This is a genomic window from Anaerocolumna jejuensis DSM 15929 (assembly GCF_900142215.1).
In the GTDB taxonomy this organism is placed as follows: domain Bacteria; phylum Bacillota; class Clostridia; order Lachnospirales; family Lachnospiraceae; genus Anaerocolumna; species Anaerocolumna jejuensis.
In genome coordinates, this window is the sequence record NZ_FRAC01000006.1 from 374,750 (window position 1) to 396,876 (window position 22,127).

The 22,127-nt window shown below is 41.2% G+C and carries 18 protein-coding genes; 3 read left to right on the forward strand and 15 right to left on the reverse strand.

What is annotated here, in order from left to right:
- Positions 1–28: 28 nt before the first annotated feature.
- From BUB77_RS01705 to BUB77_RS01720, 5 genes are all read right to left on the reverse strand, one after another.
- The gene (locus BUB77_RS01705) at positions 29–1,000 is read right to left on the reverse strand and encodes an NAD(+)/NADH kinase (protein WP_073272313.1); all 972 of its coding nucleotides are present in this window, start codon (positions 998–1,000) and stop codon (positions 29–31) included.
- 63 nt (positions 1,001–1,063) lie between these two features.
- Positions 1,064–2,083 (reverse strand): SPFH domain-containing protein, encoded by a 1,020-nt coding sequence (locus BUB77_RS01710; protein WP_073272315.1) that lies wholly within the window; start codon positions 2,081–2,083, stop codon positions 1,064–1,066.
- Between the two features lie 127 nt (positions 2,084–2,210).
- Complete coding sequence (locus BUB77_RS01715) at positions 2,211–4,295, reverse strand: class I SAM-dependent methyltransferase (protein ID WP_073272316.1); 2,085 nt, start codon at positions 4,293–4,295, stop codon at positions 2,211–2,213.
- A gap of 224 nt (positions 4,296–4,519) precedes the next feature.
- Positions 4,520–4,666: a hypothetical protein gene (locus BUB77_RS29720; protein ID WP_170866555.1), complete on the reverse strand. Its 147-nt coding sequence runs from the start codon at positions 4,664–4,666 to the stop codon at positions 4,520–4,522.
- 430 nt (positions 4,667–5,096) lie between these two features.
- Positions 5,097–5,684 (reverse strand): superoxide dismutase, encoded by a 588-nt coding sequence (locus BUB77_RS01720; RefSeq protein ID WP_073272318.1) that lies wholly within the window; start codon positions 5,682–5,684, stop codon positions 5,097–5,099.
- A 223-nt stretch (positions 5,685–5,907) separates the two neighbouring features.
- Between BUB77_RS01720 and BUB77_RS01725 the strand changes: the two genes are divergently transcribed.
- Complete coding sequence (locus tag BUB77_RS01725) at positions 5,908–6,171, forward strand: metalloregulator ArsR/SmtB family transcription factor (RefSeq protein ID WP_073272320.1); 264 nt, start codon at positions 5,908–5,910, stop codon at positions 6,169–6,171.
- Between the two features lie 4 nt (positions 6,172–6,175).
- Positions 6,176–6,841 (forward strand): SdpI family protein, encoded by a 666-nt coding sequence (locus BUB77_RS01730; RefSeq protein WP_073272322.1) that lies wholly within the window; start codon positions 6,176–6,178, stop codon positions 6,839–6,841.
- Between the two features lie 143 nt (positions 6,842–6,984).
- Here BUB77_RS01730 and BUB77_RS01735 read toward each other — a convergent pair whose 3' ends face one another.
- Positions 6,985–8,655: a formate--tetrahydrofolate ligase gene (locus BUB77_RS01735; protein ID WP_073272324.1), complete on the reverse strand. Its 1,671-nt coding sequence runs from the start codon at positions 8,653–8,655 to the stop codon at positions 6,985–6,987.
- A 170-nt stretch (positions 8,656–8,825) separates the two neighbouring features.
- Here BUB77_RS01735 and BUB77_RS01740 point away from each other — a divergent pair, with 170 nt between their 5' ends.
- Entirely contained in the window at positions 8,826–9,512 is a 687-nt protein-coding gene (locus BUB77_RS01740) for an HAD family hydrolase (protein ID WP_073272326.1), read from the forward strand.
- 359 nt (positions 9,513–9,871) lie between these two features.
- Here the strand turns inward: BUB77_RS01740 and aspS are convergent, their stop codons facing one another.
- The 9 genes from aspS to BUB77_RS01785 form a co-directional block, all read right to left on the reverse strand.
- Complete coding sequence (aspS, locus tag BUB77_RS01745) at positions 9,872–11,188, reverse strand: aspartate--tRNA(Asn) ligase (RefSeq protein WP_073272327.1); 1,317 nt, start codon at positions 11,186–11,188, stop codon at positions 9,872–9,874.
- Between the two features lie 518 nt (positions 11,189–11,706).
- Positions 11,707–12,624 (reverse strand): ATP-grasp domain-containing protein, encoded by a 918-nt coding sequence (locus tag BUB77_RS01750; RefSeq protein WP_073272329.1) that lies wholly within the window; start codon positions 12,622–12,624, stop codon positions 11,707–11,709.
- Positions 12,625–12,692: 68 nt separating this feature from the next.
- Positions 12,693–13,631, reverse strand: coding sequence for an ATP-grasp domain-containing protein (locus tag BUB77_RS01755; RefSeq protein WP_073272331.1), 939 nt, complete (start codon positions 13,629–13,631; stop codon positions 12,693–12,695).
- Positions 13,612–16,314, reverse strand: a complete 2,703-nt coding sequence (locus BUB77_RS01760) for an FtsK/SpoIIIE family DNA translocase (protein ID WP_073272333.1) — start codon at positions 16,312–16,314, stop codon at positions 13,612–13,614. Before BUB77_RS01760 ends, BUB77_RS01755 begins: the two co-directional genes overlap by 20 nt.
- A gap of 180 nt (positions 16,315–16,494) precedes the next feature.
- Complete coding sequence (locus BUB77_RS01765) at positions 16,495–16,737, reverse strand: YlzJ-like family protein (RefSeq protein WP_073272335.1); 243 nt, start codon at positions 16,735–16,737, stop codon at positions 16,495–16,497.
- Positions 16,722–17,450 carry a ClpP family protease gene (locus BUB77_RS01770; RefSeq protein ID WP_073272337.1) on the reverse strand — a complete coding sequence of 243 codons (729 nt, stop codon included), beginning with the start codon at positions 17,448–17,450 and terminating at the stop codon, positions 16,722–16,724. Before BUB77_RS01770 ends, BUB77_RS01765 begins: the two co-directional genes overlap by 16 nt.
- A gap of 483 nt (positions 17,451–17,933) precedes the next feature.
- Positions 17,934–19,232: a sn-glycerol-1-phosphate dehydrogenase gene (locus BUB77_RS01775; RefSeq protein ID WP_073272339.1), complete on the reverse strand. Its 1,299-nt coding sequence runs from the start codon at positions 19,230–19,232 to the stop codon at positions 17,934–17,936.
- A gap of 208 nt (positions 19,233–19,440) precedes the next feature.
- Positions 19,441–20,691: a M16 family metallopeptidase gene (locus BUB77_RS01780; protein ID WP_073272340.1), complete on the reverse strand. Its 1,251-nt coding sequence runs from the start codon at positions 20,689–20,691 to the stop codon at positions 19,441–19,443.
- Positions 20,692–20,826: 135 nt separating this feature from the next.
- The gene (locus BUB77_RS01785; protein WP_242962329.1) at positions 20,827–22,071 is read right to left on the reverse strand and encodes a winged helix-turn-helix domain-containing protein; all 1,245 of its coding nucleotides are present in this window, start codon (positions 22,069–22,071) and stop codon (positions 20,827–20,829) included.
- Between the last annotated feature and the right edge of the window lie 56 nt (positions 22,072–22,127).

A 22,127-nucleotide genomic window follows, 5' to 3' on the forward strand; every position in this document is an offset into this window, starting at 1 on the left:
TTATGTTTTAATTATATCCTTAAATAACTTATACCACAAGATTTCCGAACTTTTCCGCTACTGATATTCTGGCAGTTATTCCAGAATGAAATCCCAGGAAGTCGCTTTCCATTCCGTCACTGAAAATCACTCCGTTTTCAGGCATCTGGGACGTAAGGACAAGGAGTTCCTCCGAGGACACCCTTCCAAAAATAATCTCCGCCCCCGTGCTCTTGCTTTCATAAGGCTCCCGCACCGTAAAATACAGGCATTTCATGTCCCAGCTTGTTTTAAATTCCCTGCCCGGTATAAAATCCCGGTTTGCTCTCGATTCCATGCCTGCTTCATATTCCATACTTTCCTTGACAATTCCTGCTGCTCCTTTTAAAATACTTTTCAGCCATCCGGTAGACCCAAGGCCGGTAGAAATGATAATCCCGCTGGAGGATTGGTTTTCTTCCCTTTTTCCATAGGTAATATGGTATCTGGAGGATACATGGGTTCTTTGCCCGATAAAAAGGTCATTTACCCCATATATGACCTGTCCGTCATTTAGCTCTGCCTTTGCCATGGTAACCTTCTGTATCCGGCTGTTTCCCTTTAAACATTCCGCTACCACCTCTGCTGCCTCAAAGGGCTGAAAGGGAAGGAGTACGCCGTCCCACCGCACCGGGTCCGGATTGACGCCTACAAGAAGCTGCCCATTCAGATATTTCATAGTATTTGCGACCAGACCGTCCTGTCCGACTGCTACAACGATATCCTCCGTATCAAAGATAAAGTTCGGCACGAACTCCCTATCCAGGACCTGCACCCTGCCAATCTGCTCCAGCTTTGTGCTTACCTGGGTCAATGCTTCTTCATACCTTTTATCCTCTTCCACATAATCGGAGAAATCACTCCCCATGTGCTCTATATAAAATCTCGCCTGTTCAACCGTATTAAAACGGTAGATTAATTCCTTCAGCCTGGACTTTCTCTTTATCACTATAATTTTCCGGTCATACATCCTGTCAGCCATATCAACCTCTTTTCCGAACCGAAAGGTCCTGTAAGCTTATCGTCCCTATCTCAGGTAAACTGATTAATGCTGTCCATCCTTCATCAATTCCCTCAATAAATCCGGAGATATATTAAGCTGCCCTATCTGCCCGGCTTTTTCTGCCAGTTCCTGGAAGGCGATAGCAATGAGCTTGCTTGGCTGCATACCGATGTTGGCCAGGGATTGTATCACTTCTGGACGAATGCCTTCCAGCACTTTCATAACTGCTGCCAGCTCATAGGCCTTGCCGTCTGCTTCTGCTTTCACATTTTCCACTGTCAGGCTGATATAATCCTTTCTTTTCTCCTCCAGAGCGGTTTCAAAATCCATCTGTTCTTCCTTCTGCTGGTTCTTCTTCTGCTGCACAGCCCTCTCAGCCTCCAGCTGTGTCTCCCTTACCAGGCGCTTTTTGTTCTCAACAGCAATTTCCGTATTGAACTCATTCTCCTTAACACGCCTTTCCTGGTCAATGGCAGCATTACGCCTAACATAAATCGCCTCGTCCGCGCTCTTTAATATTTCTTCCCTGGTCTGGGCTTCCAGTGCCCTGGCGGTTTCCTTGTTCGGCAGAACAGAAAGGATTAAGAGCCCCAGGATTTCGATTCCCAGAAAGCCTATTTCCTCATTCGCCATTATTTCCTTTTTGATATTATGTGCAAGAAGCTGACTGGACTTAATGGCCTCTTTTAATGTTACATCCTCAATGGATTTCTTCGTGAGTACTCTTACAATATTTATTATCCGTTGAGAAAGCTTCTTAGGGTCTTCGGAAGAATAACCGTTTCCCTTCATATCCAGGGTGTAATTCAGGACTTCTGCTATTTTCTTATGATCTGCTATACGGTAAGTAATCTGACCCTGTACAGTCACCGTCTGAAAGTCTGCGGTCACTTCTTCAAAAATAAAAGGTACCTCTGCGCTTTCCATGGGAACGGCAACAATGGAAGTCTTGGGTGCATAATAATAAAAGGACAAGCCCGCACCTTCACTGACCACCTTTCCATTCCTGAATTTTAATATATACTGGCTGGGTTCAAACTTCACATAACGTAATCCTAACATAGACATCCTTCCTTTCTTTCCGGTGCAAAAATTGACAAGTTAGCTGCTTCCGGTATCCTATACCGGTTCCATTTATAGAAAGAGCATATGTAATGCATTATGGATATTACACAGGGCTCTCTTTCACTTACCGAACCTTTTCAATTACGACCAGACAGGTACTGTCGGGGAGCCTTACGGGCTTTCTGCTTTCGTCAAAAAGCTCTATCTTTTGTGACAGGGCAACTGTATAACCCTCCTGTAGAAAATGCTTCAAAACAATGATTTTTGCGCTGTCGCCCAGTACCTTTTTGATAAAGCTTTCAAATTCATTCGGTGTAAAATATCCAAACTGCTCATTCACCTCATGTACATAGGATTTCTCGCCCCAGGTATAGGTATATAGAAATTCCATGGCATCATTAACCGGAAGCTTTACTTCATTCTGGCCGATGACTTCATACTGTATTTCTCTGCCTTTGAAATCTGACGAATAGCGCTTTAAAAATTCCATTCCGTCATGGGATAAAAACCGGATAATACGCTTCTCATCCTTTTCCTCCGTCATGATTCCGTCTCTGATAATAATCCTTCCCCCGGGCTTTAATACTTCAAAGGCACTGACAAAGGCAGCTGCAAGCGTGTCATAGTTGAATTTCTTTCCCTCATATTCAATATAGGAGAAGAGTTCGTGGAGGATGGAGCAGAATATTATGGTATCAATGCTGCCCTTTGGCAGATAGGAGCTTAAGTTAAGGGCATCCCCGTACATAACCTCCCATTTCTTATCTTCCAGCTGCTTTTTACGTTTTAAGCTATCCAGTACATTCTGAGCTATATCAATACCTGTAACCAGCTTTTCAGGAGCATTTTCCTCTATCAGGTCCATTAAAGCCCCGCCACCCGGACCAATGTCAATGACCTTTTCCCCTTTTATGTAATCCAGAATGATTTTCTTATAATCGATGCTCTGATTCATAGTCTTTAAGTAGGTTTCTTCTTCATAGAACCTGTCATACTTATCCTTTCTGAGGCCAAACAGGTCAAAAAGAAGAATGATGGCACTTTCATACAATACATCCGACTTTTCAGCTTCCACGCAAAACTCAATAAGCTTTTCTCCGGCAGGGGAATACTCAAAATTAAAGAAAAGAGTGCTGTCAAGCTCTTGAAAGAGGCTGATGACCGGAGAAACATGAAGGTTGTTCCTTAAATTGCCTTCCAGCAGATCCTTTAGGGAAATGGCAGACAGGTAATTCTCTATAATACGCTTTTTGTATATATTAATGCGTTTACGTCCCTCATGCTGGTAATAAATATCCTTCATAAGGGGCTCAAAGCTGATATGTTTTACAGTTCCCTCTGCCTGCCCTCCGACAATAAGAAATATCTTTATAAATTCTTCCAGGGTAAAATCATACAGTGCCCCTTCCACAAACCATAAATCCCTTCCCGATAAAAGGGCGGAAAGCCTGGCCTTCATATCTTCACCTTCCGCTATTTTCCCGTAAGCCGCATCGAAATCTTCACCATTTTCTATGGAAGTCTTTCTAAGACGTTTCAGCCGTTCTTTTAAATCATAATCCACCTGTAAATTTCCGTTTACAATATGACTGATTGCATTTTCAGCTTCCTTCTTAATATCCTCCCATAGTTCCCTGTCAACACCGGAAACAATACAGCAATTAAGAAGCTTTAATACCTCAGACAGTTTTTCTTTGGTTATCAGGCCATCTCTTACCAGCTCCGCCAGTGGCATGTTCTCTCCAAGGGAGACCTCCCCTCTTAAATACTGTCCGATTAACCCATGAGTGCTTATGAGGACATACACAATACGCCTGTGCTCTTCCTCTCCGGAGGCCTCCCTGCGGTAAATGTAAGCAGAACCCCGGTTATGAACGAATAGATTGATACCCTCTCTAAGCCACCGCTTCCGGAAGAAATCCGTACCACCCTTTGCCACTTCCGACCATATGAGGACTTCCTCCACCAGGGAGGCTATTTCATCCGGCGCTTCCAGGCTTTCCAGCACGCGGAGGGTGCGTTCCACATAGTCCAGTACATAACTGCTCTTTTTTTCCTCCATGGAATGGAGCCTTTCCATATTGATGTTTTCCTGAGAGGTCACTGCCAGATACATAAGCCATCTTTCTTCTTTTAATACCTGCTTATCTCCTTTTCTCAGCCTCTCAATACATTCAAGTGAATATAAGCCTTTTCTTTTGTTCTCCATATAATACTCCATTCATACTAGATTTCGGCGTTGAACCGATTTAATTTAGAAAGCCTGCAGGCTGCATCTGCTGTTGTCTTAGAATTTTTCATTTGTTATTATCTAATAATTATTATCTTTTAGTTATTATTCTGTCATTATCATCTTATAGTTGTTATCCTATAATTATTATCTTATAGTTGTTATCCTATAATTATTATCCTATAGTTGTTATCTTGTAGTTATTATCCATTAGATATTATCATTTTCATAATATCATTATCATGCATAAGAACTCTTTTGTCAACTGCTTTATGATATTTTTCTATTTTATTATTGCTAATCCTGTCCTTTCTTATGGAATACGTTAATGCCAGTCCCAAATCAGGCATATGAGCACCCTATCCAATGCTGTTGTATACAGCAGACATCCACTATGGAACTCCAAAAACTCTCCTATAATTATACCAAAGCTAATGAAATATTTACAGTTTTAATAGAAAATATTGCCGAACGGCAGAGAAAGGAACCTTCTTCCAGCAGCTCCTCTTAGTTGAGCTTTTAATGACTGGCAGCTTTTGTTACCTTGGGATGTTTCCACAAGATTAATACTTCTTATCATTATAAGATTTTGATTCAGATGTCAGAATGTCATGTTCAATCCAGAGTGATAGCTCATTTCTTCCCTTGAACCACCACTTTGGATTCTAGGAAACTTCCGGTCAGCCATCCTGCACCGGTTAAAGGCTAAGCCAATCTCAGGGCTTATATCCCCATCTATTTCCTATTATAACAGAATTTTTCTTTTATTTCCACCTTTTTCTACTGCAATAATTCCATTCTGTCTCCTACTACCTGCCAGTCGATATTATCCATAAAGCGGCTGATATATTCAGCCTTGTTGTCAGCATATTGCAGAAAATAGGCATGTTCGTACATATCCAGAACCAACAGTGGTATGGACATTGCCATATATCCGTCATCATGGGTATCCAGGCTGTCATTCCGGAACGTATCCGACCTTGGATCATAGCACAGAATAGCCCATCCTCTGCTGGCCAGGGCAGTTGCTACAAAATGAGCTTTCCAATTATCAAAGCTTCCGTAATCCCTGGAAAGTATCTGGCTGATCTGAGGACTGGGTGTATTATTGGTTGAGCCTATATTTTCAAAATATAGCTCATGGAGAATCACTCCGTTTAAGGCATAGGTTTCCCCCCGCTTAATTCCTCTGAATTCGCTGTAAGTTGCATTGGCTTCCTTTACCCCGGTATTAGCCTTTAAAAGTGCATCAATTTCATTCATCTTATTAATGTATCCTTCATATAACCGCATATGTACATCAAACTGTTCCTTGTTAATAACCGTAACATCATCAGAATATTCAAAGTCTAGTTTTACAAACTGCATGCCAGTCCTCCTATTATTCCTTTCAATTATAATGGTACCATTAATTAAATATACGCGGAAACATCTCAATTAATATCATAATCCTGAATTTGTTTCAATAATTTCCATAAATACTATTTACTATTTAAAATATTTTTTAAATAGTTACTGACAACTGAAATATATTATTATACAATGTATTTAAAGATAATTTTAAATAGATTCAGCAAGAGGAGGCGTCTACTTGGGTATACATGAAATATTTGCTGCTCTTTCCGACCCGGTAAGAAGGGATATCCTAAAGCTTTTAAAAAAGGAAAAGCTTTCTGCCGGAGATATCTCTGCAAGGCTTGGCCTTTCTCCGGCTGCTCTATCCTATCATTTAAAAAAGCTGAAGGAGGCAGGCCTTCTATACGAAAGCAGATACAAAAATTTTATTTATTATGAATTGGATGCTACCATACTGGATGAAATAATCCTTTGGTTTTCCGATTTAAAGGAGGAGTAAATTTATGAATAAATTTAAAAAGCTGTATTATTGTTTGATGTTCCTTCCGCTTGTCATTACTCTTATTAGCCTGATCTTTTTACCTGACTTGATACCTGCTCACTTCAGCGGGGATAAGGCGGACCGCTATGGAAGTAAATATGAGACCCTGCTGCTTCCTGTTCTAACCATCCTCTTTGGCTATTTTCTTCTGACTATGGGAAAAGAGTCAAGTAAGAAAGAAACCCAAAGAAATAATAATAATGAACAGATCTCCGTTATAACCGGTCTCTGCACACTTTTAGTATTTAATATACTTTGCCTGTATTTTTTATATGTTGACTTTCATAAGATTACCAACCTTACGCAGGTACCGGTAGATTTATTCAGCCTCCTCTTTACAGTACTTGGGATAACCTTCATTATTATAGGAAATTATATGCCGAAGTTAAAGCTGAACAGTATAATCGGCCTGAGAACAAGCTGGAGTATGAAAAATGAGACCACCTGGAAAAAATCCCAGAAATTCGGTGGAGCATCCTTTATAATTCTTGGAATTCTAATGGTGATAGGAAATGTGTTCTTCTTTCATAATATGGAAAGCTTTCTAATTACAATGGTTCTACTTGGTATCGACCTTATAGTTTCCGTTGTGTATACTTATTTTATGGCCAAAAAATATTCCAATTAATGGGCAGCATTAATAGCAATAAATGCTGTCAATGCGAAAAAGAGGCTGGTAACCTACAGCCTCTTTTTGATATAAGCTTTTAAATTTAGAAATCTGATGTCTGATATAATTATTTCACTATTCCTGAATTTTCCTCTTATGAACTAGAATAATCCGGTAATAAAACCGTCCTTATCCACATCTATCTGCTCTGCCGCAGGTACCAGGGGAAGGCCAGGCATTGTCACAACAGTACCGGTAATAGCCACAACAAAGCCAGCTCCGGCTGATAAATAAACCTCCCTGATATGAATGGAGAATCCCTCCGGCCTTCCAAGCTTTGTCGGGTCATCGGACAGGGAGTACTGGTTCTTTGCCATACAGACAGGAACTTCGCCGTAGCCCATCTCTTCTATTTTCTTAAGCATCTTTTCCGCTTGCGGATCATAGGTAACGGAGTCCGCTCCGTAAATACGCTTGGCAACTGTCTCTATTTTTTCCTTCAGAGAAAATGAAAGGGGATAAAGAGGTGTAAAGTTACTTTTCTTTGTCTCCAGCATCTCTATTACCTTATCTGCCAGAGCAAGTCCGCCTTCGCCGCCTTTTTCCCAAACCTCGGAAATTGCGAAATCACAGCCCCTCTCTTCGCAGAATTCCTTTACAAATTGAAGCTCTTCTTCCGTATCCGTTGAGAAGCGGTTTAAGGTTACTACTACAGGCACATTATAATTCTTCAGATTTTCTATATGCTTTTCCAGGTTTACAATACCCTTTTTTAAGGCTGCAAGGTCAGACTGTCCAAGGTTCTTCTTTTCCACACCGCCATTGTATTTTAAGGCACGTACTGTAGCTACCAGAACAACACCATCCGGCTTCAGTCCCGCACTTACGCACTTGATATCAAAGAATTTTTCAGCTCCCAAATCAGCACCGAAGCCGGCTTCCGTCACAACAATATCCGCTAATTTTAAAGCTGTCTGGGTCGCTCTTACGCTGTTGCAGCCGTGGGCAATATTGGCAAAGGGTCCGCCATGGACGATAGCAGGGGTATTCTCAAGGGTCTGTATCAGATTCGGCTTAATTGCATCCTTAAGAAGTGCCGCCATAGAGCCTACTGCATTTAATTCCTTGGCTGTAACCGGCTTGCCGTCATAGGTATAGGCAACGATTATTCTGGACAGTCTTGCCTTTAAGTCCTCCATATCGTCGGCAAGGCAGAGAATAGCCATAATCTCCGAGGCAACGGTAATGATAAAATGGTCCTCTCTTACCACTCCGTCCACCTTCCTGCCAAGACCCACTACGATATTACGCAGCGCACGGTCATTCATATCAAGACATCTTTTCCATACAATCTGATTGGTATCAATATTTAACTGGTTGCCCTGATGAATATGGTTGTCCAGTATGGCAGCAAGTAGATTATTGGCTGAGGTAATAGCGTGAAAATCCCCGGTGAAATGAAGATTCAAATCCTCCATGGGAACTACCTGGGCATACCCGCCGCCGGAAGCTCCTCCCTTCACACCAAAGCAGGGCCCAAGGGAAGGTTCTCTTAAAGCAATTACTGCTTTCTTATTTCGCAGGGCCAGAGCTTCTCCAAGACCAACCGTTGTTGTTGTCTTTCCTTCCCCTGCCGGAGTAGGGTTAATAGCTGTTACCAGTATCAGCCTGCCATTCTTATTATCCTTAATCTTATTCCATAATTCATCCGATAGCTTGGCCTTATATTTTCCGTAATAATCCAGGTCATCTTCTTCAATTTCAAGTTTTTCGGCAACCTCTCTTATATGCTTAAGAGATGCCTTTTGAGCAATTTCTATATCCGTTAACATCTTTTCACTGCCTCCTGTTAGCTTTTGTATCTATTATATACCAAATTCAGCCGGAAATAAAAGAGTTTCATTCATTATAATTCCGGTATCCTTTTATTAATATTTTTATTTTGACCAATACTTTAATAAGGGTTATAATATTTTTTATATCTAACTAAGGAGGAATACAAATGATAGACACAGTTTTATTTGACTTGGACGGAACCCTGCTAAATACCTTAGAGGATATTGCCGCCGGTGTTAACCATGCCTTAAGAAAGATGAACTTTCCGGAAAGATCCCTGGAGGAAGTGCGGCAATTCGTAGGAAATGGTGTTATCATGCTGATAAAGCGCGCCGTGCCTGCCGGTACTTCTGAGGAGCTTACCAATACCTGCCTGATGTATAACAAAGAGTATTATTCCAGCCATGTAAATGAAAAAACTAGACCCTACGAAGGCATTCTGCCATTATTAAAAGCTTTGAAAGCCAAGGGCTTTAAAGTAGGTGTGATTTCCAATAAATATGACAGCGCCGTAAAGGATTTATGCCGTCTCTATTTCTCTGACGATGTAACGGTTGCTGTGGGTAACCGGACAGGTGTCCCTACAAAACCAGCTCCTGATTGTGTATATTCTGCCCTGGAAGAGTTAGGCTCTGTCAAAAGCCAGACTGTATTTGTAGGAGATTCCGATGTGGACGTGCATACCGCCCATAATGCAGGACTTCCCTGTATTGGTGTTTCCTGGGGCTTTCGCGGCAGGACTTTTCTGGAAAAGGAAGGTGCTGATGCCGTAATAGACGCCCCCTCTGAGCTGCTCACTCTTCTAACCTCTGTAAGCATGCCGAAATACAAAGAATCTGTTAAGAGGCTTTAATAAATTTATTAAATACAATGTTGTCTCTTTCAATATTCAATTGAAGGTGAATTACCGTACTTCGGTAACCAACATGTCAACTTGATATAAAGCTTTAATACAAACATATAAAAATAGCTATATATAAAATCTTTCAAAAAAGAAGTTTATATACGAATCCTGTATAAAAGAAATCTATATAATCTGAATTTTAATACTTCTCTTTCAATTGTAAAAAGACCAGAATATATGGCATTTCTATATCTGAAAGAAGTTAAAAACTTCATTCAGCTTATATATTTCTCTTCCATACAGGATTCTATTTATTTATGATTTATATTTTATAATTCTTCCTTTTGCATGTAACTCATAAAGAAATCTTACGGTACCAGACGGTTCATATCCCTTGGGAAAAGGGCTGCTTCTCTTACATTGCTTCTCCCTAGAAGACTCATAGTAAAGCGCTCCACTCCCATTCCAAGACCTCCGTGAGGTGCAATCCCGTATTTATGCAGCATCAGATAGCTTTCAAAGGCCTCCGGATTCATTCCTCTTTCCTTCATCTTCTCTATCTGAGCATGATAATCATGAATACGCTGTCCTCCTGTTGTAACCTCAATTCCTCTGAAAAGCAGGTCAAAGCTCTTGGTAACGTTTCTTTCCCCTTCCTCCTCCATGGCATAAAATGGCCTCTTTGCCGTAGGATAATGAGTCACAAATACAAATTCACAGCCGGTTTTTTCCTTTACCAGCTGGCATAGCAGCCTCTCCTCCTCCGGCTCAAAATCATAGGCATCCGCTGTATTTCTCTTAAATTCCTTTTGTATCCATTCCTTTGCTTCCTGAAAGGATATGGAGGGTATGCTCTCTATAACAGGAAGATTGACCTCGAGTAATTCCAGCTCTTCTTTATAATTCTCCGAAAGGTACGCCATAACTGCCTGAAGCATCGCCGTTTCCGTCTCCATAATCTCGTAAAAGCTGCTGATATACCCCATCTCCAGATCAAGTCCTATATATTCATTCAAATGCCTTGCCGTATCATGCTTCTCAGCCCGGTACACCGCACCTATTTCAAAAACCCTGTCAAATACTGCCACCATCATCTGCTTAAAGGCCTGGGGACTTTGGGAAAGATAGGCTTCCTTTCCAAAGTACTCCAGGTTAAACATATTTGCTCCGCCTTCTACACCGGCAAAAACAATTTTCGGACTGTGTATTTCCGTAAATTTCTGTTCCATAAGAAATTTTCTTGCACCTGCCAGGATTCCTTCCTGAATCTTAAATACGGCTCTCTCTTTTTGGTTTCTAAGAGTTACCGGACGGTAATCCAGCTTTGTCTCAAGAGAAGCCTTTACTTCCTTATTGTTAATAACCACCGGTGGTTCTGCTGCCGGAAGGGAAAGAATTTCAATCTCCCGTATATCAATTTCAAAGCCGGCACGCGCTCGTTCTTCTCTTCGGACCATTCCCTTTATTCTAACACTGGCATTTTCACAAAGCTCTTCATAGGTTTCTTTGCCCGTGTCTAATACGCATTGGATGAGATTTCTGGCAGTGCGCAGTATTACAAAGGAAAATCCGCTCATCTTTCTGATTTTATAAACAGAGCCTGTAAAGCTTGCAACACTTCCGATTTTTTCTTTTAATTCTTTTTCCTCAATCATTTCATTGACTTTACCAAATATACTATTCATAAGTAACCTCCTGTTTTACGTTCCTGTCAATTTTTATTTTTTCAAGAATTTTACCTGGATATTCCTATCACCCATCGAGAACTTCCTTTTGAAATACCTCTGTCAAATCGCTTCCAGCATAATCTGTATGCTGCATGGTATCACCCCCTTAAACAAAAAACCACCCGGATATTTTATAAAAATACCCGGGTGGCAATTGTTTTCTATCTATATAAGAATCCAGCCTCCATAGGTACAAGCCAAACAAGCGCTTATACCTATGGCACATCCATAGCTACAAGCGCTGCCTATCATCGTCCCTATTCAAGAATGAAGGCTTAAAAGAATTCATAATTAACCTCACTTCTGCACATATTCCTCATATATTTATTTTGAGTTAACTGGTAAACAACTCAACTTCTTAATTTTTATTAGCTCCCATTGCATGCTGCATCTGTTGTGTGATTTATGCTTCTCAATAATTCACACTATACTACCATGAAATTTTTTATTTGTCAAAGATTTTCTGTCAATACTTATCACGGCTGTTGCTCCTTCAAACACTTGCCGCAGATAAACTCCAGGTATTCCTTTACCAAATTGATATCGGTACACTGGTATAGCATTCTGGCCCCAACAACATCCTCTATTTCATTAAAAATAAGCTCCCCATCTTCCCCGATGAGAAAATCAATACCGACCATTCCAAAGGAAAAATGCTGAATAATCTTTTTTACCACTCTGTTTTCCTTTTCTGAAAGCTCATAGGTCCTGATTTCTCCTCCCAGTGAATAGTTGGCACGAAAACCTTCCTTTGAGGTTCTTAGAATGGCCGCCACGATATCTCTTCCAATTACATATACCCTTAAATCCTGATGCCTGCCTGTTATCAAAGGCTGCATTACACAGTCCGAAGAAGCAATACCTCTAAGAATCTCCTCTCTTGCTGACTCCACCCTTCGTAAATCTTCATAAATGTCCTTATTCTTAGGCGTTGCTTTTGGAAGTGCCAGAAATACCTGGCTGCCTCCATGGCCGTCAACTGTTTTTATCACTGTCGGTTCCATAATCCTCTGGTATTTTTCCATTACCATAGCATTTTCTACAAAGGTAGTATTAACTATCGGAATACCCAGGGCTGCCACTTCCTGATAGGTAAGGGCCTTATCATTGCAAATACGGGAGACCTCGGCAGAGTTAAAAACAGGAATCGAAAGACATTCCAATTGTCTGCTTAAAAGGGGAAATATTGTCCGAACAATGGCAAAATCCGGCTTTTGACATTCTTTTCCCTTATATCTTAAAAACCATTGGTTATTTTCAACACCGATTTCAAGATATTCACGAAAAATCAGCTCAATGCGGATTCCTATGGCTTTTCCCTCTGTTTCATAGAATTCAATATAGCCCTTATTCTTTATGGCATCCTTTTCTCCATAGATTAACCAGCCAGTCATTTTCTGCTCCTTTAATCCATACTCTTTTGAAACTTTGATGATTTTATAAAGAAATAATCAGAAATAAATTAATGCTTAACCTGTCTAAGAACATGCTCCAAGATGGCATCCGCTGCATTTACTCCTGTACAATCATAAATATTCTTAAAATGGGCGTTGGAATTCACTTCGCAGACAAGGGGCTCCCCATCCCGTCCAAACAGGATATCGACCCCTGCAAAATCAAGTCCCAGTGTCCTGCAGCATAAAAGTGCAAGGTCAATCTGCTCTTTTGCAGGCTCATAGGGCTTCATCTTTCCCCCTGCCGTTATGTTCGCTCGAAAGTCTCCGTTATCAGAATAGCGGTACATGGAAGCAATAACCTCATCTCCCACTACCTGAAGCCTTACATCCCTCCCGGTGCTGCTCTCGATAAATTCCTGAAACAGCATGGGCTTGCTGCCTATGCTTAGCGTAATCGCCGTAAGCTCCTCCCTGGACCTTGCAAGATACACCTGCTGCCCAAAAGAGCCAAAGCATTCCTTAACCACACAGGGATAGCCGATAACCTCCTCTACCTCATCCAAAAAATCCAGATTTGTATACCCGATATTATCAAAGGTCATTGGGGCAACATAAGTTTCCGGCATCGGTATACCGGCTTTACTGAGCGCCAGATGGGTAAGGCTCTTATCGTCGCTTAAGGCAATGGCCTGTGAGGAATTATACAGCCTGTAGCCCATATCCTCCAAAAATCTGGCAAGCCTGATATCCTTATCCCAAAAGAGGACAAAGTCTGCCTCCCCGGTCCTGCTGTCCTTCCTTCTGCTTATTTCTTCTGGGGCAGCTTCTCTTCTGCCGGGAAGATATATCGGTATCTGGGAATTCGTAAAACCCTTAAGGTCTATGGAAAGCTTTTTTGCGCTCTCCAGAAACCACTGATGTATAACAGAAAACTTAGAGTTTACAAGATAGGAATTGGTAACCAGGAATCCCTTCACAGGTGCTTTATAAATATTCGTCGACATACTCTTCAAATTCCTCCAAAGACATTAATATCTTTCTTGGCTTGGTTCCTTCCTCGGGTCCCACCACACCGGCTTCGGCCAGCTGGTCCATAATTCTGGCAGCTCTGTTGAAACCGATCTTATATACTCTTTGCAGCATTCCAATGGATGCCTTATCCTTATCTATAATGAATTTACCGGCCTCCACAAAATAATCATCTCTTTCAGTGCCGCCGGCTGCCCCCGCACTGTCTGTTATCTGGGCATTGGCAATTTTGCCGGCTACCTCTTCATTGTATTCGGCACCGCTGTTGGTCTCTGACAGGAATTTAACGACCCCGCTGACTTCTTTATCCGATATAAATGCTCCCTGTACACGAATGGGCTTTGGATAGCCGGAAGGGAAGAATAACATATCTCCCTTACCGAGAAGCTTTTCCGCCCCGGATCCATCAATGATAGTCCTGGAATCAATGGCAGAGGATACGGAGAAAGCAATTCTGGAAGGAATATTCGCCTTTATCAGACCGGTTATAACATTAACGGATGGCCTCTGGGTGGCTATAATAAGATGAAGTCCTGCTGCACGGGCCATCTGTGCCAGACGGCAGATAGCGTCCTCCACTTCTCCCGGTGCCACCATCATAAGGTCTGCAAGCTCGTCTACGATAATTACAATCTGGGGAAGCTTCTGGTATCTTTCATCCTGGTATTCCGCCACCGTTGCAACCTTTTCATTATAACCCTTTACATCCCTTACGCCTAAATCAGCAAATTTCTTATACCTCTCTGTCATTTCCATGACCGCCCAGTTAAGAGCTGCCGATGCCTTCTTGGGGTCCGTGACCACAGGTATCAGAAGATGTGGTATTCCATTATAAACACTAAGCTCTACAACCTTGGGATCCACCATGATCATCTTCACGTCGGAAGGATTGGCTTTATATAAAATACTCATAATCAAGGTATTAATACAAACAGATTTACCAGAACCGGTGGCTCCTGCAATTAACAGGTGGGGCATTTTAGCGATATCCGTAACAACAATCTGTCCTCCGATATCTTTTCCAACAGCAAATGCAATGTCAGAAGAATGCTCCTTAAATTCCCTGCTGTCTATTAACTCACGGAAAAGTACCATGGAATTGTCTTTATTGGGTACTTCAATTCCCACGGCAGCCTTGCCGGGGATAGGGGCTTCAATACGGATATCAGCAGCAGCCAGATTCAGCTTGATGTCATCGGCAAGGCCGGTGATTCTGCTAACCTTAACTCCCTGCTCCGGAAGGAGCTCATACCTGGTAACCGAAGGGCCACAACTGACATTGGTAACCGAAACACCGACTCCAAAGCTTTCCAGGGTCTTTTGGAGCTTCATAGCTGTTTCCTTCAGATCTCTTTCAGAAATTCCCCTGGCATTCCCTTTGGGCTTAGCCAGTAAATCCAAAGGCGGAAATACATATTCCTTCACCGGCACCTGCTGGTTACGGCTCATTTCATCGGAAAGACCGGTTAAATCCTCTTCTGCTTCCCCTGCTTTATCCTTCACCGCAGGCTCCCTTTGGGGTTCCACCGGCTGTTCTGCTTCTGGAAAGGCTTCCTCAGGCTCCTGCTGTAACTCAATAGGGCTATCCGGTTTTTCTTCTTCCTCTTCCTCTGCATAGCTGTTAAAAAACCCTTCCTCCGTAAAGCTGTCTGCTGAAGCTGTATCCGGAATATTATCTGCTTCCATAAAGGCGGGTTCTTCTGCCTTTGCCTCTTCATGAAGGATAAAGCCCATGTCTGCCTGCTGTATGGGAATCTCTTCCTCTGTTACCGGAATTATCTCCTGCATCTCCACAGCTGCTTTATTTTCCGCTTCTTTTTTCTTTCTTGCGGACTTTCCTTTTTTCATGGGAGGAATCTCATCTGTTTTTGCTTCTTCTGCTATATTCTCACCTTCCGTGGATTCTTTCTCATTCTTCGGGAAGGAAATTATTCTTGCCTTTCTCTTTGGTACCATTGCCTCTTCTTCCGGAACTTCCTGTTCCGCTTCTTCCAGTCTCAGGCGCTTCATTTCCTTCATCTGCTGGAGCGCTTCCTCACTTTTTTTACCCAAAGGCTTAAGGAGGGATTTACCTGTAAAGACTACGATAAGAACAATCATTATTCCACATAGAACAACATAGCTTCCCGCTGTTCCAAACAATGGGGAAAGCAGGCTCAAAAGCAAGCCTCCGATAAAGCCTCCTCCGCTCCTCCCCTTTGAAGATTCCTGGTAAATATCCGTAAGCTTTACCCCTTTCGCATACCCTCCATTAAACAGCTGTATAATAGCAGCCAGAACGGCACTCATGAGCACTGCCGAAATTATTTTTACGTGGGCTGCCCAGCTTCCCCTGTTGGCAACTCCAAAAGCCACGGAGAAAAACAGAAAAAACGGCAGCAAATAAGCAAGGAAACCAAACATGCCAAAAGTAAAGCCATTGATCCAGTTTCCAACCTTACCGCTTAAATTAAAATTACTAAGTATCAAAAGGAGTGATATAACAAGGCTTGCTACCAATATTATCTCATCCCTGTACATATCCTTTACAGGATCTTTTCTTTTTCCTTTATGTACACTCTTTCTGCCATTGCTTTTCCTACCGGTACTACTCGTCTTGCCGGTACTGCTTGTCCTTTTTCTGGCAGAACTTTTATTCTTCTCTTTTACGGCAGCCAAAACAAACCCTCCCTAAACTTAAAAATAGACCCGGAATAACTGCAGCTGCCTGCTGCTGGCTTTTCCTGATCCTTTGACAGCCATTCTACACCATTCTCCTGAAAGAATATTAAAAGTCTCAACTGGGACTTTCCATATTTTTCAGGAGATTTTCATAGAATATTATACCCTTAAAAAACCTTAGTTGCAAGGAAAATTATTTCCCGGGGAGTAAACAGGGTTGAGATAATCCTGCATATCGGTGGATTGTATACCTTCGATGATATAGCCTTCTCCCTCTTTTCTTGTATATATTTTGCCATGTTCCACATCAAAGCTGCTTTGTTCTACATCTGTCGACTTTTCCTCTGTCCTTTTCGACTTAATAAGAGATTCCGTTCTATCTGTGTAGATTCTATCCAGGGGAGTTACGGTGTACAGCATTCCTTCTCACCCCTTCCTGCCATTTCATATAATTTATTCAGAGCTTCCTTAATTCCTCCCACCTCGTCAATAATGCCCTCCTCTACCGTTTCAGGGCCCACCAGTATTGAGCCTACATCCTTGGCAAGCTGGCTGGTATTGTGCATAAGGCTTTTTAGCTTTTCTTTGTCAATTTTTGAATGGTTGGCTACAAAAGTCAATATCCTATCCTGTATTTTTTCAAAGTAATCATAGGTCTGTGAAACTCCTATCACCGTGCCATTCATCCGTACAGGATGAATAATCATAGTCGCAGTAGGGACAATATAGCTGTATTTTGCGGAAACTGCAAGAGGAACTCCGATAGAGTGGCTCCCTCCCAATACGAGGGAAACCGTGGGCTTGCTTAAGGATGCTATCATTTCGGCAATGGCAAGTCCTGCCTCCACATCTCCTCCGACCGTATTAATCAAAATCAGTAATCCGTCAATATCCGAGCTGTCTTCAATCGCTGCAAGCTGGGGCAGCACATGTTCATATTTTGTCGTCTTGTTATGCTGGGGCAGGCATTCATGCCCTTCGATTTCCCCAATTATGGAAAGCAGGTGTATCTTGGACTTTCTCTCCTCATTCACCAGGGTCGTCTGTCCGAATTCTCTTATTTTACCGTCATCTAATTCTACCTTTTCTTTTTCTTCCTTTTCCTTCTCTATCTTGGTATCGTTCTTACCCATGACATCTCCTCACATCTATCTTCATATTAATACCATGCATTCCGCAAGTTTACATGGGGTGCTGTTTGAATAAACAAAAAATTAATACCCATACTTACTGCCAGCCTGCTTGTGGTACTTCCTAAATAAAAGGTGGAACTTATTTATAATTTTCGCACCATATTCTTTATATTCTTTTCTTATTACGATAATTTTTAATATTCCCCATTCCTAGGTAAAATATCATAAGTCAATGACATAAAAAAGATTAACCGTTTTTTTGGACGGTTAATCTTTTTTATGTGTTACCTTTTATGTGTTACCTTTTATGTGTTACCTTTTATGTGTTACCTTTTATGTGTTACCTTTTATGTGTTACCTTTTATGTGTTACCTTTTTGTGTTACCTTTTATTTGTTACCTTTTTATATGTTATTTTTTATGTGTATCTTTTAAGTGTTATCTTTTTTGTATCTTTATGTATATCTTTTATATATTATCTCGGTTAAGTTTCATTTTTAATTTTAAAAAGCTTCGTAAGCCTTAAAAACGTCAGCCGGCTTCGTACATAAGGAGCCAGCCGTATCGTAGGCGGTATCAGACCTTCATCCAGATTAATATCCCTGAGCTTATTTTTACAGCCGGCAGCTGCCAAGAGCTGTAATAAATCTGATTCGGAGGGCAGTTTCTCTAAAACTCCGGCAATTGAAGGAAGCTGGCTGTTTAACTTATCTTCATCTACCAAAGCCAGAGGGTCCGGTGTATTCTCTTCTATAATCTCCTTATATAAGCCTTTCTTACCAAAGGTTTCTTTTATTATCTCATATTCCATGCCCTTATATGGTATGACCTTACAGATTCCGTTTTTTATGGCATTTTTTACTTTGTGATAGGTATGGACTGCTATCATAAGACCGATTGAAACCTTTTCACCGTGATAAGCATCCAGGGGGCCGTTAATAACCTCCATTTCCCACAGGTTTGAAATGTGGTCCTCGGCACCGGAGGCTATCCTTGTGCTGCCAACCATCTGCATGGCAATACCCGATAATAAAAGCGCATACATTAACTGTTCATAAGCATTCAGAGTATTCTTTTCCTTTATGTTCCCCTTTAATTCGTTGAGGCAAAGGCATACTTCCTTTAACGCTGACATTTCCATTTCACAGACCCGGTGGCAGATATACTCACCCGTTACCATATGGGATATTTCCCAATCTGTAAGTGCCGTATATTTTCCAAGCATATTGGATATACCGGAAGCCGTAAGCCTGTAGGGAGCTTTTGCAATAATGAGGGTATCTGTAATTACCAGCATAGGAGAAACACCCGGGATGGATTTCTTCAAGCCATCCCAGACCAGTGTGGAAATTATGGCAGCACATCCGTCCGTACTGGCAGCAGTAGGTACGGATACAAAGGGAATACCATGCTCTGTCGCCAGATACCTGCAGATATCATGAATAGTACCGGAGCCTGCTGCTATGATCAGCTTTATATTGCCGGAAGACATCAGGCCCTTTTCAGCCAGTGCCACTCCGCTGTTATCTGCTCTGAGGCCGCTTGCCGGAAGTATAATTAATTCACAGCCAGGCAGCAGTATTTCTATGGCCTTTCCTGCCGCTTGATATGTATTGGTATCACAGATAACTGCAATTCCTGAATTCGGTCCCTTATAGATGTTCTCTAATTTTTCGGGAAGTTTCTTTAACGCATTTTCTTCAATCAGTATATCCTTCACAAATATCTCATGGGTTCTGCCGCAATTACATGGTCCGTGAAAACTGCTTATGTCTATTTGCACGGTATACCCTCCCTTTTCTTTTCCAGGAAACCCAGGGCATTACGGGCTTAATAAGCCGTAATGCCCTGAAACATAATATTCTAATTCATTATATTAAATTTTCTGTGTCCTGTTCCTTAAGTTTATTTCAAAATATGAAAGCTTTCCTTAATATTCGTAATATCGTTACATTCCTTACTATGAAAGAATAACGTTAAATTCCCAAGGGTTATAGCAGCAAGCCCTCCCTGTCAACACCCTCCAGGTTACCTACCAGTGAAATGCTGACCTTTTCTTTGTTTAAGTATTTAAGTGCAAATTGCTTCACTTCTTCTTTCGTTACACTGTTTACCTTTTCTATAATTTCTTCAAGGGGTATGATATATCCTCTGAACAGCATTGCCTTACCATTACTGTTCATTCGGTTCTTGGCTGTTTCATCCCCCATAATAAGCTCTGTTTTTATCTGCTCCTTGCACATTGAAAGTTCTTCCTCTGTTATACCGTTCTCTTTTATATCCTCAATAATCTGAAAGATATTATCCACAACAGGTCTTAACTGGGAGGGATTCATCGCTCCGTATATATGAAACAGTCCTGCTCTGGAATAGGAGCTTCCATAAGAATAAATGGTATAGGTCAATCCCAGATTTTCACGTATTTCCTGAAACAGTCTGGAGTTTATGCTTCCCCCAAAAACAGAATTCAAAACCGTAAGAATATACTTCTCTTCTCCGTCGGATATTATGGACTCATAAGCTATATTCAAATGAAGCTGCTCTACATCCTTTTCCTTTACATAAATAGTCGGGACATAGGAAGGTGCAACGGCTGCTTCTATTTTTTCACCTGACGGAACCTTTCCAAAGTTCTCTTCCAGCAGCTCCATAATCTCATTTTCTTTAAAGTTCCCGGCGACCGATATTACCATATTATCACTTACATAGTGCTTCGTCATATAATCAAGTACTTCGTCCCTGGTAGTGTTCCGGACAGTTTCCTTGGACCCTGAAATCTGAAAGCCTAAAGGATGCTTGTCCCACACCTTCATCTGTAGCATTTCATGCACCAAATCCTCAGGGGAATCATCATACATATCTATTTCTTCTATTATAACACCCTTTTCCTTCTGGAAGGATTTTTCTTCAAAGAGAGAGTTATTAAACATATCGCCTAATATTCCGATTGCTATCGGCAGATGCTCGTCCAGTGTCACTGCATAAAAGGAAGTACATTCCTTGCTGGTATAGGCATTGATATCCCCGCCGATTCTTGCCATCTCATCTGCAATCTGCTTTGCGGTTCTTGTCTTGGTTCCTTTAAAGAGCATATGCTCTATTATATGTGAAATTCCGTTATTCTTAGCATTTTCATTGGAAGAGCCTACCTTGACCCATATTCCCAGGGCTGCACTTCTAAGATACGGCATTGGTTCAAATACGACTGTTATTCCATTGGATAATTTCCTGGTATTTACCATTTAATTCAACCTTTCTGATAATCAATAAAATCAATTGTATCATCATTACCGTTATTATACAACAGTGAAATATCCAAGGAATCTAAAATATACATTATTTGTAATTATTTTAGTTATTTTGTAAATTGATTCACATTAAATTTGTACAAAATCCTTATTGTAACTGACTTCCCCGGCTTCGTTGAATTCTGCAAACCGAAGAACAGCCCCCTGTATGGCTTCCTGGTACTTATCCCATGTCCTTCCTTCTTCTGTCCATAGCTTCCTGACCTCTAAAATTTTATTCTTTCTATTTAATACGAATTCGCCCCTCCCAATTATTTCATCTCCCGATAAAACAGGAAGTACATAATAGCCATATTTCCGTTTATCCTCTGGTGTATAAATCTCCCATTTATAGTCAAAATCGAAAAGCTTATTTATTAATTTTCTGTCCCAAAGCATATTGTCAAGGGGTGCCAGCAGTTCTGTCCTCTCCGTATTATATTCCTCCTCACTGCCCAGATATTTCAAATCCCCTTTCAGACAATAAAGCGGGTCATTAAAATCCTCCACTATAAGCTTAGCTATCTTTCCTTTTTCCAATAACTCACCAAAAATCCTGTCCCTGGTGCCTGCTTTTAAATCCTTTATTCCGAGCCAGGCATCAGAAGGCCTGTTCCAAAGAAGCCCTACACCGGAAATTCTCCTTAATACCCTCCACTTCAAATGCTCATAATCTTCTTTTAAGGGGTCCTTCCTTCTATATTCCTTTCCCAGATACTCCTTTGCCGGTGCATAGTATTTATTGGAACCCTTTTTATGATGAATAATAAGCTCTCCTGCAAAATACAGATTTTCCAGGGCAATTCTTGCTAAACTGGTATTCATACCCCAATACCAGGAGACAGAATCTCCTGTTTTAACATCCTTCGAGCAGACGGGCCCGCTTTCCTTCATTTTTTTCAGGATTTCCGGAATGATTTCCTCCACTTCTTTCTGGAACCATACATTTTCTTTCATACGTTTTCTGGTTCTTTCAAAATACCGGAAATCCTCTGTCAGAAATATGGATAGGTTCTTATCAAAATAATCAATCAGCACCCGTTCTTCATATAAGAGCTTATAAAGCATTTCCTTGCGAAAGCCTTCTATTCTGGATTGCAGAACCAGCTCCGGATTCTTACCGCATACATCCACAGGGTCAAACTGGATACAGCCTGCCTGTTCAATATAGGATACCACGCCTTCCTTGCCATGAAAGCGGTAGTCACCAAGGAGTCCCTGCTTTTTTAATAGAAATCTTCTTGCTTCTTTTCTGGTTAGATAATATTCCTTCATACCTTCTCCCTTCACTTCCGTATCAAACCCCAAATAAACCCATTTTTTGGAGATATTCATTTCATAGTTGTCATCCTCATTCAGCGAACATTTGTTCTTTTATTATAATCCCTATA